Annotated in this window: 16 protein-coding genes; 6 read left to right on the top strand and 10 right to left on the bottom strand. The window is 45.7% G+C overall.

The window, feature by feature from the left end:
- The first annotated feature begins 60 nt into the window (after positions 1–60).
- Positions 61–918: an aminotransferase class IV gene (locus V1467_RS11045; RefSeq protein ID WP_416305032.1), complete on the top strand. Its 858-nt coding sequence runs from the start codon at positions 61–63 to the stop codon at positions 916–918.
- 11 nt (positions 919–929) lie between these two features.
- Positions 930–2,024, top strand: coding sequence for an alanine racemase (gene alr / locus V1467_RS11040; RefSeq protein WP_416305031.1), 1,095 nt, complete (start codon positions 930–932; stop codon positions 2,022–2,024).
- Positions 2,025–2,089: 65 nt separating this feature from the next.
- Here the strand turns inward: alr and V1467_RS11035 are convergent, their stop codons facing one another.
- Positions 2,090–2,761 carry a hypothetical protein gene (locus tag V1467_RS11035; RefSeq protein WP_416305030.1) on the bottom strand — a complete coding sequence of 224 codons (672 nt, stop codon included), beginning with the start codon at positions 2,759–2,761 and terminating at the stop codon, positions 2,090–2,092.
- A 235-nt stretch (positions 2,762–2,996) separates the two neighbouring features.
- Between V1467_RS11035 and V1467_RS11030 the strand changes: the two genes are divergently transcribed.
- Positions 2,997–3,566: a PhnA domain-containing protein gene (locus V1467_RS11030; RefSeq protein WP_416305029.1), complete on the top strand. Its 570-nt coding sequence runs from the start codon at positions 2,997–2,999 to the stop codon at positions 3,564–3,566.
- Here the strand turns inward: V1467_RS11030 and V1467_RS11025 are convergent.
- Positions 3,563–4,474 (bottom strand): LysR family transcriptional regulator, encoded by a 912-nt coding sequence (locus tag V1467_RS11025; protein ID WP_416305028.1) that lies wholly within the window; start codon positions 4,472–4,474, stop codon positions 3,563–3,565. The two genes, V1467_RS11030 and V1467_RS11025, sit on opposite strands and share 4 nt — an antisense overlap.
- A 119-nt stretch (positions 4,475–4,593) precedes the next feature.
- Here V1467_RS11025 and V1467_RS11020 point away from each other — a divergent pair, with 119 nt between their 5' ends.
- Together V1467_RS11020 and V1467_RS11015 are read left to right on the top strand one after the other, a co-directional pair.
- On the top strand, positions 4,594–5,163 hold the full coding sequence (locus V1467_RS11020; RefSeq protein ID WP_416305027.1) for an FMN-dependent NADH-azoreductase: 570 nt from the start codon (positions 4,594–4,596) through the stop codon (positions 5,161–5,163).
- A gap of 15 nt (positions 5,164–5,178) precedes the next feature.
- Complete coding sequence (locus V1467_RS11015; protein ID WP_416305026.1) at positions 5,179–6,033, top strand: pirin family protein; 855 nt, start codon at positions 5,179–5,181, stop codon at positions 6,031–6,033.
- Between the two features lie 12 nt (positions 6,034–6,045).
- Here the strand turns inward: V1467_RS11015 and V1467_RS11010 are convergent, their stop codons facing one another.
- From V1467_RS11010 to V1467_RS11000, 3 genes are all read right to left on the bottom strand, one after another.
- Complete coding sequence (locus V1467_RS11010) at positions 6,046–7,827, bottom strand: diguanylate cyclase (RefSeq protein ID WP_416305025.1); 1,782 nt, start codon at positions 7,825–7,827, stop codon at positions 6,046–6,048.
- 43 nt (positions 7,828–7,870) lie between these two features.
- Positions 7,871–8,134 carry a hypothetical protein gene (locus V1467_RS11005; RefSeq protein ID WP_416305024.1) on the bottom strand — a complete coding sequence of 88 codons (264 nt, stop codon included), beginning with the start codon at positions 8,132–8,134 and terminating at the stop codon, positions 7,871–7,873.
- Positions 8,135–8,211: 77 nt separating this feature from the next.
- Positions 8,212–9,000, bottom strand: coding sequence for an SAM-dependent methyltransferase (locus V1467_RS11000; RefSeq protein ID WP_416305023.1), 789 nt, complete (start codon positions 8,998–9,000; stop codon positions 8,212–8,214).
- 106 nt (positions 9,001–9,106) lie between these two features.
- Between V1467_RS11000 and V1467_RS10995 the strand changes: the two genes are divergently transcribed.
- Entirely contained in the window at positions 9,107–11,494 is a 2,388-nt protein-coding gene (locus tag V1467_RS10995; protein WP_416305022.1) for a Lon protease family protein, read from the top strand.
- 595 nt (positions 11,495–12,089) lie between these two features.
- Here the strand turns inward: V1467_RS10995 and lnt are convergent.
- The 5 genes from lnt to miaB all read right to left on the bottom strand — a co-directional run bounded on the left by lnt (position 12,090) and on the right by miaB (position 17,486).
- Positions 12,090–13,583: an apolipoprotein N-acyltransferase gene (gene lnt / locus V1467_RS10990; RefSeq protein WP_416305021.1), complete on the bottom strand. Its 1,494-nt coding sequence runs from the start codon at positions 13,581–13,583 to the stop codon at positions 12,090–12,092.
- A 7-nt stretch (positions 13,584–13,590) separates the two neighbouring features.
- Positions 13,591–14,469, bottom strand: a complete 879-nt coding sequence (gene corC, locus V1467_RS10985; protein WP_416305020.1) for a CNNM family magnesium/cobalt transport protein CorC — start codon at positions 14,467–14,469, stop codon at positions 13,591–13,593.
- Positions 14,470–14,568: 99 nt separating this feature from the next.
- Positions 14,569–15,030: an rRNA maturation RNase YbeY gene (gene ybeY, locus V1467_RS10980; protein WP_416305019.1), complete on the bottom strand. Its 462-nt coding sequence runs from the start codon at positions 15,028–15,030 to the stop codon at positions 14,569–14,571.
- Positions 15,027–16,043, bottom strand: coding sequence for a PhoH family protein (locus V1467_RS10975; protein WP_416305018.1), 1,017 nt, complete (start codon positions 16,041–16,043; stop codon positions 15,027–15,029). Before V1467_RS10975 ends, ybeY begins: the two co-directional genes overlap by 4 nt.
- A gap of 9 nt (positions 16,044–16,052) precedes the next feature.
- The gene (gene miaB, locus V1467_RS10970) at positions 16,053–17,486 is read right to left on the bottom strand and encodes a tRNA (N6-isopentenyl adenosine(37)-C2)-methylthiotransferase MiaB (RefSeq protein WP_416305017.1); all 1,434 of its coding nucleotides are present in this window, start codon (positions 17,484–17,486) and stop codon (positions 16,053–16,055) included.
- Positions 17,487–17,644: the final 158 nt, after the last annotated feature.

Here is a 17,644-nt window from a genome sequence, read left to right as displayed (position 1 = left end):
TGAATAGATTATTATGCGCTGATTTTAACCCGCCCATACAATTTTCAGCAGGATTATTTGATGAGTATTGCGTTTTTAAACGATGAATTTATGCCTGTTGAGCAGGCACGAATTTCTCCCCTTGATCGTGGTTTTCTATTTGGTGACGGCATCTATGAAGTGGTGCCATCCTATGCGGGACGTTTGGTGGGTTTTGCTCCGCACATCAAACGGATGCAGCAAGGATTGGCCGCTATCGGTATCAAACATGAGTGGTCGTTGCAGCAATGGCGCGATAGGGTGGATACGCTTGTTCAACGTAACGGTAGCGGTAATCTTGGTGTGTATATTCATGTTAGTCGTGGTGCGGACACTAAACGTTTTCATGCGTTTCCCGACAATATTGCGCCAACCGTATTTATGTTTTGTTATGAAATTCCCCCCAGTCCCACTACCGATGCCAGTAAAACCAAAGGGTTGCGAGTCAATACCCAGCAAGATTTACGTTGGCAACGTTGTAATATCAAATCCACCTCTTTGCTCGGCAATGTGATGCATTTTCAACAAGGTTATGCCGATGGATATAATGAAAGCCTGCTGTTTAACCGCAATAATCATCTCACCGAAGCCAGTAGCTGTAATGCTTATATTGTTAAAGACGGTGTAGTGTTTACACCGCCGCTGGATAACCAGATATTGCCTGGGATTACCCGCTATATGTTGCTGGATATTCTGGCCAACGACGGTTCGATAAAGGTTGAACAGCGCGTCGTCAGCATGGATGAAGTTAAGGCAGCAGACGAAATCTGGCTCAGCAGTTCCAGCAAGGATATCGCTCCGGTGATAGAACTGGACGGTCAACCAGTTGGTAACGGCAATATTGGCCCAGTTTGGGAAAAGGCGATTAAATTGTACAGTCAGCACAAATTTAACTATTAGGACTAGCACAAATGCAGTACAGGAGCCGTCCAGCTCAGGCAGTTATTGACTTAAATGCGTTGCGTGATAATTATCGGCTGGCCCGGAATTTAACCCCAAATGGGCAAGTGTTGGCGGTGATTAAAGCCGACGCTTACGGACATGGCGCTGTGCAAGTGGCCCGTGCACTGGACAAGCTGGCACCGGCATTTGCTGTAGCCTGTATCGAAGAGGCACTGCAATTGCGCGAAGCGGGCGTTCGCCAGCCAATTCTGTTACTGGAAGGCCCATTTTGTGTTGATGACCTGTATTTGGCCGCCGAGCATCAATTTTGGTTGATGCTGGAAAATCCGGCACAGATTGAAATGACGCTTAATACACTATTGCCACAACCACTCACCATCTGGTTGAAAATCGATACCGGCATGCATCGATTGGGATTGAGTGCTGAACAAGCTCATAGGTGGTACCCCAAACTGCAATCCTGTGCGCATATTGCCGACAATATTATCTTAACCAGTCATTTTGCCTGTGCAGATGAGTTGAACAATGACGCAACAGCCAAACAAATAGCCCAATTTGAACAACTGCAAACCCGCTATGCTGGCGCGGCCAGTTTAGCCAATTCTGCCGCTATTTTAGGTTGGCCAGCGGCGGCAAAAGAATGGAACCGGGCGGGTATTATGTTGTATGGCGCGTCACCCTTTATGCAACCGCATCCCCAGGCGGATCAACTCAAGCCGGTGATGACATTACAGTCACGGGTTATTTCGGTACGACAGGTGAAACAGGGAGACAAAGTCGGTTACGGTGCCAGTTGGCTAGCAAAACGTGATTCGCTGATTGCTACTGTAGCAATGGGCTATGCGGACGGTTATCCGCGTCATACACCAAGCGATACAGTGGTGATGGTTAATGGACAACCTGCCAAGCTGGCTGGACGGGTGTCGATGGATATGTTGGGTGTAGATGTCACCGATGTTGATTCGATCAAAATCGGTGATCCTGTTGTGCTGTGGGGAAGCGAACTGAAGGTGACCGATATTGCCGCTGCGGCACAAACGATTAGCTACGAAGTGCTGACAGGGATTTCTGCGCGGGTACCGAGGATTTATATTGGTTGTTGATATACGCTACTGATAATAAAAAAGGCCGGTAAAAAACCGGCGTATTATCAACAGGATGGTCTGATTTAACGCTTGTCGCGGTAGATGATTTTATCTTTGAGTTGTGGATTAGCGATCTGCAGTTCTACTTGACGATTTAGGACAATATTCCCGTCAATTCTGACATTAGTGTCAATTTCCAGTTCAGGTCGATCGTGGCTGTTACCCCAGTTCCAGCCTGAAGGATTATCCCGTTTTTCAAATATCACATCACCTAAAATGTGTGTATCACCGCGTAAACTGATATCACCATTTTGGGTACTGATATTGTGTTGTACCTGTACACCCTCAAGTTCAATATCGCCATTTACCGTACTGATACTGACAACACTGGAACCGGATTCAATTTCAATATCACCATTGACAGTTTCAATCGGGCCTGTGCTGGCCAGCTTGTGTCCGGCTCTGATATCGCCGTTAACGGTGTTGATGCTGCGCAGCTCTACGTTGTCGCTAATTTTGATATCACCGTTTACAGCATCAACGTGACCTGCGGTGGTATGGCTGGAAAACTTGATGTCATCATTGATTGAGCTGATATCGCCGGCCGTACCGGATATTTGTTTATCGTCATCTTGCCGATAAGAATGATGACGGCTGGAGCCGTCGCCACCACCAACATGGACGATACAACCGGTTAGCAAACTGGAAGTGATAACTGCAACAGGCACAATGGCGAAGCGTATTTTATGGTTCATTATTTTTCTCTTTTGTTTCTATGGCAATGATAAGTAGGTGTTTTAGCATGTATTTGAGCAAGTATTTTGCCACTCTGTAACTGGTTGATTTAAATGGAAAAAATATTAAAGCTAAAATTGATGGATATAAATAAACACTAAATATTGGTGAATCTGACAAATGAATAGGGAATTTATTCTGTAGGCGGCTGCCGTTTGTAGGCATAATAGCGGCAAAATTTTCAGGAATTAAATTATGTCTGTTAGCCCTTCATTGCTGCAACGTAGCGACAATAAGTGTGAATTATGCGCTTCTGTAAATGCATTAACCCAGTATGAGTTACCTTATTCGGCTGAGCATTCTGACAATCAAATCGTTGTCTGCTCAACCTGCCACAACCAGATTACCCAGGCAAGTGAACTGGATACCAATCATTGGCGTTGCTTGAATGACAGCATGTGGAGCCCGGTTCCCGCCGTGCAGGTGATGGCATGGCGAATGCTGAAACAGCTAGGCAACGAGTTGTGGGCGCAGGACTTGCTGGATATGTTATATCTGGATGAGGATACCCGGGCCTGGGCAGAAGCGGGTGTCCAGGTTGCAGAAGATAAAATCATCCATCTGGACAGCAACGGTGCCGTCTTGCAAGCCGGTGATACCGTGACTATTACCAAAGATCTTAATGTCAAAGGAACCAGTTTTGTGGCAAAGCGGGGCACTGCAGTACGCAATATTGCGCTTACCGATAATCCTGAACATATTGAAGGTAAGGTTAATGGTACACGGATTGTGATATTGACATGCTATACCAAAAAATCGGGCTAGAAGCCGTTATGCTCAACGTCGTTATTGTTGGATAGGGAGGTCAGCAAACGCTTGGATAACGCTTCTATTGCCGGTCCGGTATTGGTTTGGGCGGTTTTAATCAGATATAGCTGTACGCTGCGCTGAATATTGGATGCCATATTCAATGGTACTAACTGGCCGCTGTGTAATTCATGTTTAATGCTATCAAGTGGCAGGTTGGCGAAGCCGAGTCCGGCTTTAGCTGCCTCGATGCTGCTGGAAATATGCGAAAAACTCCAACGTTGCTCGGAACCCAGCCAGCCGGCGTCGCGTTGGCGCTTAATGCCCGAGTCTTTTATTACAATCTGTCGATATTGTTTCATATCATCTTCATGGATAGGCCTGTCCAGCTTAATCAATGGATGCTCCGGACTGGCGACATAGCGCATGGTGACCGAGCCGAGTGCGATGCCCATAAACCCGGTCACGACTGTAGGCGACAGCACGATATCGGCCTTGCGAAATAATACCGCCTCATCAGTGCCGGACAAGGTGGTTTCTAACACGTTGATCCTCGGTTGCGGGTGTTCGGTTGAAAAAGCATGCAGCGCACAAAATACCTTGTTAATGGGAACAAGTGCGTCCACAGCGATGGTGATCTCGGTTTCCCAGCCGCGGGCAATATAATTGGCGATATTTTCAATTTGGGTGGCTTGCAACAGCAAGTTGCTGGCATGCCGATAAAGTAGTTTGCCAGCTTCGGTCAATACCGCTTTACGTCCTTCCGGCATCAGTGCGGGGGCAGGCAACTGGTTTTCCAGACGTGAAATAATATAACTGACACTGGACTGACTTTTGTTCAAGCGCTCAGCCGCTTTGGCAAACGAGCCTTCATCCACCACGGCTTTAAAGGTGGCCCATTGTTCAAGAGTAATTTTGGGTAACATGAATTCTCCATGATTAATCAAATATTTTGATTGATTTCAGCTAATATATCGCGCATTTAATTAAATTATAAGGATTAAAATAACTCCATCAGCATTTATTAACCAATGGAGTTAACTCAATGAAACAGCAAATTTTATATATTCAATCCAGTATTTTTGGTGATAACGGTGTTTCCAGCGGCATTGCCAGAAAGCTTATTGATAAACTGTCGACAACAAACGCATCTGAAGTGGTTGAACGTAATGTTTCCGCCAGCGAGATCCCGCATTTTAATTTTGAAACCATTACTGCGATTGGTGAGGGTAAGGCGGCGTTAGCTGACGAACTTATCGCTGAAGTGCAACAGGCGGATATTATTATTGTTGGCGCGCCTATGTATAACTTTGGTATTCCAACTCAGCTTAAATCCTGGTTTGATCATATTGCCCGGGCTGGCGTGACATTCAAGTACAGCGAAACCGGTCCTGTTGGTTTGCTGGGTGATAAAAAAGTCTATGTGGTGACGGCTCGGGGTGGACTGCATAAAGGTAACGGTACAGACTTGGATAGCAGTTATCTGCAAACCATGTTTGGCTTTTTAGGTATAACTGACGTGGAATTTATCTATGCCGAAGGCGTTAACCTGGGTGATGATGCCAGAAGTAAAAGTATTGCTGCGGCAGAACAACAAGTGATTGCGTTAGCATAAAGCAAGGTGACAAAAATGAATCAGATTAATGTACAGGAACAAATTGTGGCCCGCCCTGCATCTGATGGTGACGGCGTTAAACTGTTACGTGTTTTTGGCGGGCCGCAGCTACAACGTTTTGATCCGTTTTTAATGCTGGACGAGTTTGGCTCAGAGCAGGCTGAAGATTATATTGGCGGCTTTCCCCCTCATCCGCACCGCGGTTTTGAAACGGTAACTTATATGTTGCAGGGCAAGATGGAGCATCGTGATCATATTGGCAATGTGGGCCTGCTAGAAGACGGCGGCGTGCAATGGATGACTGCCGGAAAAGGTATTATCCACTCCGAAATGCCCAAGCAAACCGAAGGCATGATGCGCGGTTTTCAATTATGGGTTAATTTGCCTGCCAACCGAAAAATGATCCCGGCCAGCTATCAGGATATTGCTGCCGGGGATATTGCCGTTCATCAGTTGGCGGAAGGCACGGTTAAAGTGATTGCGGGGCGTACCCGAGTCAACGATACGGAGTTAAATGGCTATTTTAGTATTGCTGATACCGAAGTCAGTTATCTGGATATCAGCATTGAAGCAGGACAATCAATGCATATAACGGTACCCACTCAGCACAATGCGATGATTTATAGCTACCAAGGGCAGATTCAAATTGGTGACAATAGGGTGAATAGCAAAGCCAAAACCCTTAGCCGACTTAGTGGGCAAGGAAAAGTTGTGGTTGAAAATCCGACAGACAGTGTTGCCCGCTTGTTGTTTCTATCAGGTAAACCGCTACAACAGCCCATTGCTCAGTATGGCCCTTTTGTGATGAACACCCATGAAGAAATTGAGCAGGCGATTCAGGATTATCAGGCTGGTGTATTAACCGATTAGGCTGGGGTTAATTTAAGGCAGTGCGACTTTGTAATCATCACTCATCACATTTCTGATGTGTTGAGTGACCCGATTCCGCCCGCTATTTTTGGAGCGATACATGGCGCTATCGGCGTCGGCGACCAGTTTATCCAGTTTATAGCCGGATATTTTAGCGGAGGTCACACCAAAACTGGCACTGATATTAAAATGGAAGCCCGATGGTGCAGTGTTAATTACTTCAATAGCTTTGCGGCATTGATGGGCAAAATTGGTCCCGGTAATCACATTGCAACCGGGCAATAATACACAAAATTCTTCGCCACCCAAGCGGGCAAAAATATCGTTTTTTCGGCCCTGCTCCTTGCATACCTCAATAGTGTGTTTTAACACCCAATCACCGCAGGCATGGCCATTGGCATCGTTAATTTGTTTGAACTTGTCCAAGTCAAACACAATACAGCAAATATCCTGTTCGGTTTTATCGCAATAATCCAGTGCACTTTGAGCCAATACCTTAAAGTGGCTGCGGCTGAATATACCGGTCAGTTCATCATATTCGGCCATATATTTTAGCTTGTCCTGCCTGGATTTTATCCGGTAAGTCCATACCGCCAGTATCCCTAATACAATTACCAGTAAGGTAATAAACAGCCGGTTCTTTTGCGCCTTCGCCTTGGATAAATTTTGTTCTATTAGCAGGAGATTATTTTGGTGATCAAGTTGTTCAATTTTATTTTGTTGCTCAATATACTGGGTTTGCCCCATCTGAAAGGCTAATTGCCGGGTCTGGACTTCATCTAGAAAAGCCTTATCTGCATTAGCATAATCAATATAATACTGCAGAGCATCAGCATAATTCTGTTGCTGTTGAGCAATTAAATACAATATTTTATAGGCTCGCACTTTGGATTCGGCATTCCCTAGCGATTGCCCTTTATTAAGCGCTTTATTGGCAAAGTCGCTGGCAGCGTCAATATTATTGAGTTGCCAATTTGTTTCGGCCAATAGTGAATAAAAATCTACAAGTATCTTGGTATAATGGGTCTGCTGGGTCGAAAGTAAATTGCTTTGTAGCAGCTTAAGCGCTTTATCATACATCTCTTTTTTAAGCATCAGCTTGGCAATGATAATTTGTATCTCACCCATAATCAGCCTTTCATCGGCTTGTTCACAAAGCGCTAATGCATCTGATACTTCAGACGAAAATTGGGTAATGCGATGTAATGCCAGTTTTGCCTCGACATATACTTTGGCAGCAAAACATTGGTTACGTTGGGTAGAGGCTATTTCTTTACCTCGGGCGGCATAGTTTAGGCCAAGTTCATATTTTCCCAACAGGTTGTAAAATAACGAGATTGCGATTAACGCCACCTGTTTTGTATCAGAGTCTTCTATTTTAGGTAAATCATTTAATACTGTTAAGAAAAAAGGCATTGCGTCATGCCATTCTTCAGCAAGAGAGAGGATATTAATAAGCGTTACATTAGCTCTAAAGCTTAGATCTTTGCCACTGTCAGGAGATTTGGCGATGGTTATAAACTGTGCTGCGGCTTCTTTGGTATTGCCCGAATAGGCGGTTTGATAAGCTAATAGATAATCCAGATACTGTTTTTGAGGGGCAGATAATTGTTCTCGTTTTTGGCTTAGCTCAGCTAACAATGTGTCAAACAGGACGGAGTCTTTACTGCGTATTTCATCGGCCTGCTGTAATATTTCATCTACGGAATAGTATTCATCAGCCGCTAATGGGCTGATGAATATAAATAGACCAATTAAAAGAAATGTTAGCTTTAGGTTACAGTTGCTTTTCATAGTAATAATGTCGCATTACCTTCTAGCTAACCAGAGCCAGACTCTAGCTACAGATATCAACAGTCTGAACATCGATTTGGCTTGGTGTATCGCCGTCATCATCATCATCATCGGGAGTCACAATCATCATAGCCATTTTGCTGGCGACATTCAGTTGTTGCTGCAAACTGCTTTTATCGCGATTTAACAGCGCTTGTTGCAATTCATCTGACAGACCTGATTGTTGAATTGCTTGAGCAAACTGAGCTTGATCTTGCAGGTTGGCATCAACCCCAATTTTTTCCAGTAGTTGAATAACGTTAGACATAAGTGTTCCTTTTTTTGTTTAGGTTTATTGACAACTTAATGTTGATAACAACTTATCCGAATATCGAAATATCCAAGTTATTCTAACGCCGTTTTATCCAGTTCGGCCAATTTTTTCATCATCATCTCGTCTTTTACCATGCTGATAGCGGGTGGGATAACTAAAGTGGTGGCCTGAGTCACCGTTGCGTTGGGTAATTGCTGGAGCGGGATTACTTCTTTGCGTACGTTATCTATCGGCAATACCGCCGCTTCGTAAAGTATAACTTGATGATCAGGCGGATAATGTTGATATAAGCGTTCCAGTAGCAGTTGTCGATAGGCTTTACCTGTCGCATAGCGGGTTAGTTTTCTGTCACCGGCTACGGCCAGTTGCCACAAAATCAGATAACCGGCAGGATCGATAATGCGTTGATAGAACATCAGCTGACTGGTTTCAAAATGCTGGCAGCCAAACTTACCCGGATCAATACGTAAATCTGCATACAAACAGTCTTCGGCAGAGATACCGGCTTCTATTTGGGCCGGGAAGTTTTCTTGCTCGGCAACTTCAATTACATCGCCTGCCACGCGGGCAAATACGCAAGGGTGGCCATAAAAAGCGGCAACCACTTTTTTACCTGCGCGTACTTCAGTCATGATCGCTTCGACCATTTGTTTGTAGGTGTCATAGCGTGACTTACCTTCGGCATAGTAACTTTGCAGGCTGCGTACATCGAGATTCATTTCTTTAACCCAAAGCTCAAATAAACTGTCGGACGCAGCACAAAATACCACGTCAGCCTGCTCTATATGACTTTTGCAGATAGGGCTGATATGCGCACCTAACTTCATCCCTAACCCGACACAGGTGATACTTGCTGACATGCTCTTTCCTTATTATCAATAAGTTGATTTTAATTACCCATTCAAACGGGTTTAACGTTATATTAAAACGGTAATATATTGAACTTAAAGGCGATTAAACAGGTTTATGTTGGAATATAACAGACTAACCCCTCATCAGTTGTCGGCCAAACCCAGCCGCAGATTAATTAATCAGGCATTAAAAGATGATAACGCGCTTAGTTCGACCTTTATCGGTCAGGACAGAGCCAGAACCGCGCTGGATTTTGGTTTGGGTATTAACGCCAGCGGTTACAATTTATATGTGATGGGTGAACCTGCCACCGGCCGTTTTACTTTGGTACATGAGTACATTGCCAAGCATGTAAGCAATGTTTCTACCCCGGATGACTGGTGCTATATCAACAATTTTGATGACGAGCGTGAACCTGTGGCCATCCGGTTATTGGCGGGGGAAAGTAAAAAACTGTCTACCGAGATCGACTCGTTGATTGACGAAATTCTGGATACCTTTCCTGCAGCTTACGACAACCCGGGATATCAGCGTAAAAAGGCAGCAATTAACCGCCAGTTTGATCAAAAGTATGAAAAGGTTATTGAAGAACTGGAAGTGTTTGCCCAAAGCCATCAGGTGGCGTTGTATGAAGAAGGGAATAGCGTTAGTTTTTCGCCCATTATTGATGGTAAACCCATTAATGATGAGGATTTCAGCAAAATGTCTGACGAGCAACGTCAGCATTTTTATCAACTTATCGATGATCTGGAAAACCGGCTAAGTGAGCAGTTGATCGAGTTACCGCAATGGAAGCGGGAAGCCTCAGAGCAAATTCGTAAATTAAAACGGGAAACCGCAGAACTGGGAATTAAACCCTTATTAAAACAGCTGGAGCATAAATACACCGCCGATTTGGGGATTCTCAAGTTTTTACATCAGCTTAAACCCCATCTGATTGATACTGTGATGGAAATCCTGACTGAAGATAGTAAAGAAGACAAACAGGATGAATACGATCGGCGCGCCATACTGGAAGAGCAGTATTCGCCCAATATCCTGATCTCCCATGAAATGGACAGCGGTGCCCCGGTTATTTATGAAGCCAATCCCACCTATCAGAATCTGTTTGGCCGAATTGAATATACCAGTATGCAAGGTTCGGTTTTTACCAATTATCGCATGATCCGTCCCGGCGCGTTACACCGCGCGAACGGCGGGTATCTGTTGCTGGATATGGATAAAATGATCCAGCAGCCCTATGTATGGGAAACCTTAAAACTGGCGCTTAAACGGGATGAAATGAAAATGGAGTTGCCCCAGCAAGATGTCGGCATGGTGAATTCTATGACGCTTAACCCGCAGGCGATCCCGATACAGGTCAAAGTCGTTTTGATGGGCTCCCGCGATTTGTATTACACCTTGCAGGATTATGATGACGAATTTGATGAGCTGTTCAGGGTACTAGTCGATTTTGATCATGAAATTCCGCTGGATCGAACCACCTTGTTTGATTTTGTCGGAAGGGTGCGTAATCAAATCCATCTTGTAGGTCTGCAAGGTATTTCAGCCAAAGCCATGTATCGTCTGGTTGAGCATGGCTTGCGTCTGGCTGAACACCAACACCGGCTTTCAGCGCGCTTTGCCGATATTATCGAGCTGTTAAACGAGTCAACTTATTTCTGTTCACAATCGGCCAGCAGCTTGTTGGAAGTTGCGCATATTGAAATGGCACTCGATGCCAAAACCTTGCGTAGCGGCAGAATTAGCCAAAGTTTACTGGACGATATCAAGGAAGGACAGATCCTGATAGCGACGGATGGAGAAGCCGTTGGCAAGGTGAACGGCTTAACCGTACTGGAAATTGGCGATAGCGTATTTGGTACGCCGGCTCGTATTACCTCCACCGTATATGCTGGCGCCAATGGCGTTATTGATATCGAACGCGAAGTGGAGCTGGGTAAATCCATTCATTCAAAAGGGGTCATGCTCCTAAGCGGTTATTTAGGCCATAAATATGCGCAATTATTTCCGTTGACGTTATCAGCCAATATTGCACTGGAACAATCCTATGGTCATATCGACGGTGATAGCGCTTCGCTTGGCGAACTGGTGGCGTTAATATCGGCATTGACGGGATTACCGGTTAAACAGGGATTGGCGGTAACAGGATCGATTAACCAATATGGGGAAGTACAAAGTGTCGGTGGGGTGAATGAAAAAATCGAAGGTTTTTTCAAACTCTGTGTCCACCGCGGACTAACAGGCCAGCAGGGCGTGGTTATCCCCAAATCCAACCAGATTAACCTGATGCTGGACAAGCAAGTTATTGAAGCGGTAAAACGCAACCAGTTTCATATTTATACTGTTGAAACCGTCGATCACGCAATTGAAATTCTAACCGGTAAGGAAGCTGGCCACATTTCCAGTCGCGGACGTTATCCCAAAGGTACGGTGAACTATCTGGCAGTAAGACGTCTGCTAAGTATTGCCAGTATTGTTAACGGCACTGATGAGGATTGAAAATAGCAACGTATCTATGAGTAACGAGCTAAAATATATTGGCTTCGCCAAAACGGCATCCATGCCTTTTTTCGTGCCGCATCCCTGCGGCCCAACCCTATTTTGAAGCACCAAAATAGGGAAAAGTGCTTCACTCCACTAACTTTCTAATCCGATTAAAATGATGGCTTTAATGCCGGAGCGGCCAAAGGTAACGTCCGTGTAAAGCATTGGCCTTGTCCGGACGTCCATGTCCGGCCATCCGACAAGCCCTCATTTAACTCGGGAAAGTTAGAGTCGCAATTTAAAACCAATACAGTCAGCATTCTCAATGCTGGATAAGATACAATGTACCATTCGTCCTGAGCATGAGGAACGAATAGTCGAAGGGTGAATGTAGCAAACACATATTTGGACTACCTCTTTATCTTTGCGGGTAGTTTCCCTCGTCATCCCTGCGGTCTTTTGGGCAGGGATCCATGTTTAAGCCTGTTCTTTGTCTGCTAATGGAGCCCGGCTCAAAACAATACCGGGGTGACGAAGGGGTTGTCTTTAGCTCGTAACTCGACGCTCGTCACTCGCAGCCTATTTATCTTTGCGTGAGATAAGCTTTTGATTAATGCTGGCGTTTTAATACCAAGGCCACGGCCAATCCCGCCAAACAAATTAACCAGATAATCCAGTTGCCAAAACGGCGGTAGGGGGTATTGCTGATCACGTTCTCGACTTCGGCACTGAGACTGGTTTCGACAAACTGTGGCGCCTTGCTAATAATATTGCCCTGATGATCAATAAAAGCGCTAATGCCGTTATTGGTAGCCCGTAATACCGGTAAGGCAAATTCTTTAGCGCGAACCCGGGCGATTTCCAGATGTTGATGCGGGCCGTGAGAATCACCAAACCAGGCATCATTACTCAGGGTTAATATAAAATCAGTGTCCGCGTGCAGATTGTCGCGAATTTGCTCCGGCAGCACGATTTCATAACATAACGCCGGAGCCAGATGATAGCCATTGGATTGTAAATTGGTTTGCAAATAATCGCCGCGGCTAAAGGACGACATAGGTAAATCAAAAATGGGTGCCAGGCCTCTTAACCATTTTTCCAGCGGAATAAATTCACCAATAGGTAATAAATGATGTTTGGCATAACGGTTGGCATGGTCATATCGGTATTGGCCTTGCTCATCCTGGCGATCAATACTGCCCAAACTGATAATCCCGTTGTAGGCTTCACTGGTTTCAAAATGATAATTGAGAATACCGGTAATCAGTCCTGTATGGTTTTGAGCTGCGGCGCTATCCAAATCATGCAGGTAATCCAATGCCAGCGGTTCGAGTTTGGGTATAGCCGCCTCCGGCCAGATAACAATATCGCTGTCCCATAATCCATCTGTTATATGGCGATACTTCATCATGGTTGGCCAATCCTGCTCCGGTACCCAGCGCATGCTCTGATGAATATTACCTTGTACCATGCTTATTTTTACCGCTGGCTTATAGGAATTTGCCCAATCAACCTGATTCAGCACTAAACCGCCGAACAGACAGGTTAGCCACAGCGCCGCCACGGGAATATAACGTTTATGCGGCAGCCAAATTGCTGCGCTGCTTGCCAGCATGATCAGTAATGCACTGACGCCGACTTCGCCGATAACCGGTATCCAGCCTGCCAGCGGACCGTCTATTTGACTATAGCCCAGCGATAACCAGGGGAAACCGGTGAGAACCCAGCCTCGTAGCCCTTCACACAATAGCCAGAGTGCTGGCGCAGCTAAGGGCCAATAGCGTGGCTGGAAAAAACGCTGCAGTAACTTGCCGAACAGGGCAGGGTAAATAGCCAGATAGCCGCATAGTAACAACATCATCCCGAGTGATAGCACAATAGGCAAACCACCGTATTGGGCAATACTGACATGCACCCAGCTGATCCCGGCTCCAAACCAGCCCAGTCCGAACCACCAGCCCAGCCAGCCTCGTTTAATGTCGTGACGGTTGAGTAACCAGCAGAAAAGACTGAGCGCCATTGGCATTAGATACCACTGGGAGAAGGGGGCGTAGCTAAGCGTCAGGCTGACGCCACACAACAGCGCCAGTAAATAAATTATCATCGTCGAGTTACGGCGTTTCGTCCTGTTCTGACAACTCGTCTCTGGGACGGGTGACTTTTAGTTGGATTAAACGCCGCTTATCGGCATTGGTGATCTTGAATTCGAAACCGTTAATGGTGATTTCTTCATCGCGTTCAGGCATATGTCCAAACGCATTAAGCACAATACCACCTATAGTATCGGCTTCTTCTTCATCAAAATTGGAGTTGAAAAACTCATTAAAATCATCAACTTCGGTTAAAGCTCTAACAGTATAAGTGTTTTTATTTAACGGTCGGATATCATCGTTATTGCTTTCATCATCGTCATGTTCGTCTTCGATTTCACCGACAATTTCTTCCAGTATATCTTCAATAGTGACCAGCCCGGATACACCACCATATTCATCCACCACGATGGCCATATGATAGCGTTTCTGTCGAAACTCCTTGAGCAGCACATCGACCCGTTTGCTTTCCGGTACTATGACGGCGGGCCGCAGGATGTCTTTTAATACTACCTGACGATCAACACAAAAGGCATATTCGAGTAAATCTTTAGCTAACAGGATCCCTTCAATATGATCCTTGTCTTCACTGATAATCGGGAAGCGGGAATGGGCAGAGTCGAGCAGAACGGGTAAAAATTCCTCGACAGTTTCATTAATATTGATTGTCACCATCTGAGCACGCGGGATCATAATTTCCCGGACTTTCATATCAGCGACATCCAGTACACCTTCAATCATTTCGCGTGTACCAGGGTTAATTACCTCGCGTTGTTCTGCATCGGTAATCACTTCAACCAGTTGCTCTCGGTTTTGCGGTTCTCCGGTAAAGGTCTGTACAAATTTATCCAGCCAGCCTTTAGAAGAACCGTTACTAGAGTGGGGGTTGTCTTCGCTCATAAATTCCTAATATTACTGACAATCATTGCCAGTATTGCCTTACTTGATAGATGTTCGATCATGCTTGTTACTACAACCAAACGAGTTAAACAGAGGGTATCATTCCTGATCTTGATAGGGATCGTCAATCTCTAATTTCGCCAACAGGGCTATTTCGAGTGACTCCATTTCTTCCGCCTCGCTATCGTCTATATGGTCATAACCCAGTAAATGCAAGGTGCCATGTAAAATCATATGAGCCCAATGATTCATCAGGGATTTATCTTGCTCGTTGGCTTCTTGGGCAACCACTGCGGCGCAGATCACCAGATCGCCGAGCAAATCCAGTTCTATGCCAGGTGGCGCTTCAAACGGAAAGGACAATACATTGGTGGGCTTGTCTTTGCCCCGATAGTCGCGATTTAATTGCTGACTTTCTTTATCATCAACGATTCTGACGGTGATTTCTGCCTGGGAAATATCGAGGTGTTCAAGAACCAGATCCAGCCATTGCCGGATCTGGGTTTCACTAGGGAGTGGTTGATGTTGGGTGGCGATTTGTAAATCGACGACGGCCGTCACTCACTGCCCTTTTCTTGCTGTTTGCGCTTTTCCATATCCCGGTCATGATTTTCGTAAGCTTGCACAATACGAGCAACCACGGGATGACGGACAACATCGTTGGCGTTAAAGAAATTAAACGAAATATCCTGTACGTCTTTTAATACTTCAATAACATGGCGCAAACCGGAGCGGGCACCACGGGGCAAGTCGACCTGGGTAATATCGCCGGTGATGACCGCCTGGGAATTAAAGCCGATACGGGTCAGAAACATTTTCATCTGTTCGACTGTGGTATTTTGGCTCTCGTCCAGAATGATAAAAGCATCGTTCAGGGTACGGCCACGCATATAAGCCAGAGGGGCGACTTCTATCACATTGCGTTCAATCAGTTTTTCGACTTTTTCGAAACCCAGCATTTCAAACAGGGCATCGTACAAAGGACGAAGATAAGGATCGACTTTCTGCGATAAGTCGCCGGGTAAAAATCCGAGCTTTTCACCCGCTTCTACCGCCGGACGGGTCAGTAATATGCGGCGAATTTCCTGACGCTCCAGCGCATCGACAGCACAGGCAACGGCCAGATAGGTCTTGCCGGTTCCGGCAGGTCCGACACCAAAGGTAATATCGTGATTGACGATATTTTTAACATATTGTGACTGATTCGGGTTGCGCGGTTTGATAATGCCACGACGGGTTTTGATATGAACTTCTTTGCCATATTTACCCGACTCGGCCCGTTCCAGACATTTGGCTTCCTGAATCGCCAGATGCACTGTTTCCGGATCCAGTTCGGGGATCTTGCCTTTAATTGGCTGGGTTTCGATATACAACAGTTTTAACAGTTCAGCCACGGCGTTAGCCTGCTGGGATTCGCCTAATACCCTGAATTCGTTGGTTCGATAAGAAATTTCCACGCCCAGGCGACGTTCAATCTGTTTGAGGTTGTCATCCAGCGGCCCACAAAGCGAAGATAAACGCTTGTTATCGCTGGGTTCGAGTAAAATATCATTGCTGATTAGCTTGTTCGCCAATGCATGCTCCTAGTGGGGGATAAACTGACCGACACCAAGTGGATCAGGTTGTGAAGAGTTTTGTCTGGCCAGAATCTGATCTGGCGAAGTGTTAATCCGCAGATTCATTTGCTGCTCGGTGCGCAATACTATGCCGCGTAGGGAATTACTGAATACGTCGGTAATTTTCACATCAACAAATTGACCAATCATATCCGGCGTACCTTCAAAATTGACTACCCGGTTATTTTCGGTGCGGCCACTGAGTTCCATCGGATTTTTCTTGGACGGACCTTCTACCAGAATACGCTGTTCGGTATCCAGCATATTGCGTGCTATACGCAGCGCTTGCTGATTGATACGTTGTTGTAATAACTGTAAACGTTGTTTTTTGGTTTCTTCGCTGACATCATCCGGCAAATCGGCAGCAGGCGTGCCGGGACGAGCGCTGTAGATAAAACTGAAGCTCAAATCAAAATCCACTTGCTGAATCAGGTTCATGGTGGCTTCAAAGTCATCGTCAGTTTCGCCAGGGAAACCGATAATAAAGTCGGACGACATGCACAAGTTGGGGCGCACTTTTTTAAGTCGACGGATCTTGGATTTATATTCAATCGCGGTATGGCCGCGTTTCATCAGCGCCAAAATTCGATCCGAGCCACTTTGTACCGGCAAATGCAGATGATCAACCAATTCCGGAATGCTGGCATAGGCATCGATAATATCATCGGTGAATTCAACCGGATGGGAGGTGGTGTAACGAATACGGTCAATACCGTCAATCGAGGCGACCAGTTCCAGTAATTCGGCGAAGGTACAAATGCTGCCGTCTTCATTTTCGGCGCGAAACGCATTAACGTTTTGCCCTAACAGATTCACTTCCCGTACGCCCTGCTCAGCCAGTTGGGCTATTTCTAACAGTACGTCGTCGGCCGGGCGACTGACTTCTTCACCTCGGGTATAAGGCACCACACAAAAGGTGCAATATTTTGAGCAACCTTCCATTATTGATACAAACGCCGACGGTCCATCGGCGCGCGGCTCAGGTAAGCGATCAAATTTTTCAATTTCAGGAAAGCTGATATCTACTACTGGCGATTTCTCTCCGCGCACGTGATTGATCATTTCCGGCAAGCGATGCAAGGTTTGTGGGCCAAATACCATATCCACAAATGGCGCTCGCTGACGGATCACATCACCTTCCTGAGAGGCAACACAGCCACCTACACCGATAATCAGATCGGGATTATCCTGTTTCAGGTTTTTCCAGCGTCCCAATTGGTGAAAGACTTTTTCCTGTGCTTTTTCGCGAATAGAGCAGGTGTTTAACAGGATCACATCGGCTTCTTCAGCCGTCTCTGCTAATTGATAGCCGTGGGTTGAATCGAGCAGATCGGCCATCTTTTCCGAATCATACTCGTTCATCTGGCAACCCCAGGTTTTGATAAATAGTTTCTTAGTCATTCCGCGCTTGTCTGTGATGCATAGGCATTGAAAAATAGCCGCAAATTTTACCGCTTATTTGACCAAAACGCTAGAGGCTGGTTGTGTCTGTAAATCCTGCAAAGATATCAAACGTACACAACAAAAAATCACTGTAGCGAAACAGCTGACTACAGTGA

The sequence above is a fragment of the Neptunicella plasticusilytica genome (assembly GCF_047922965.1).
GTDB lineage: Bacteria > Pseudomonadota > Gammaproteobacteria > Enterobacterales > Alteromonadaceae > Neptunicella > Neptunicella plasticusilytica.
Note: the sequence above shows the minus strand (reverse complement) of the source record. Positions and strands in the feature narration are given on the sequence as shown.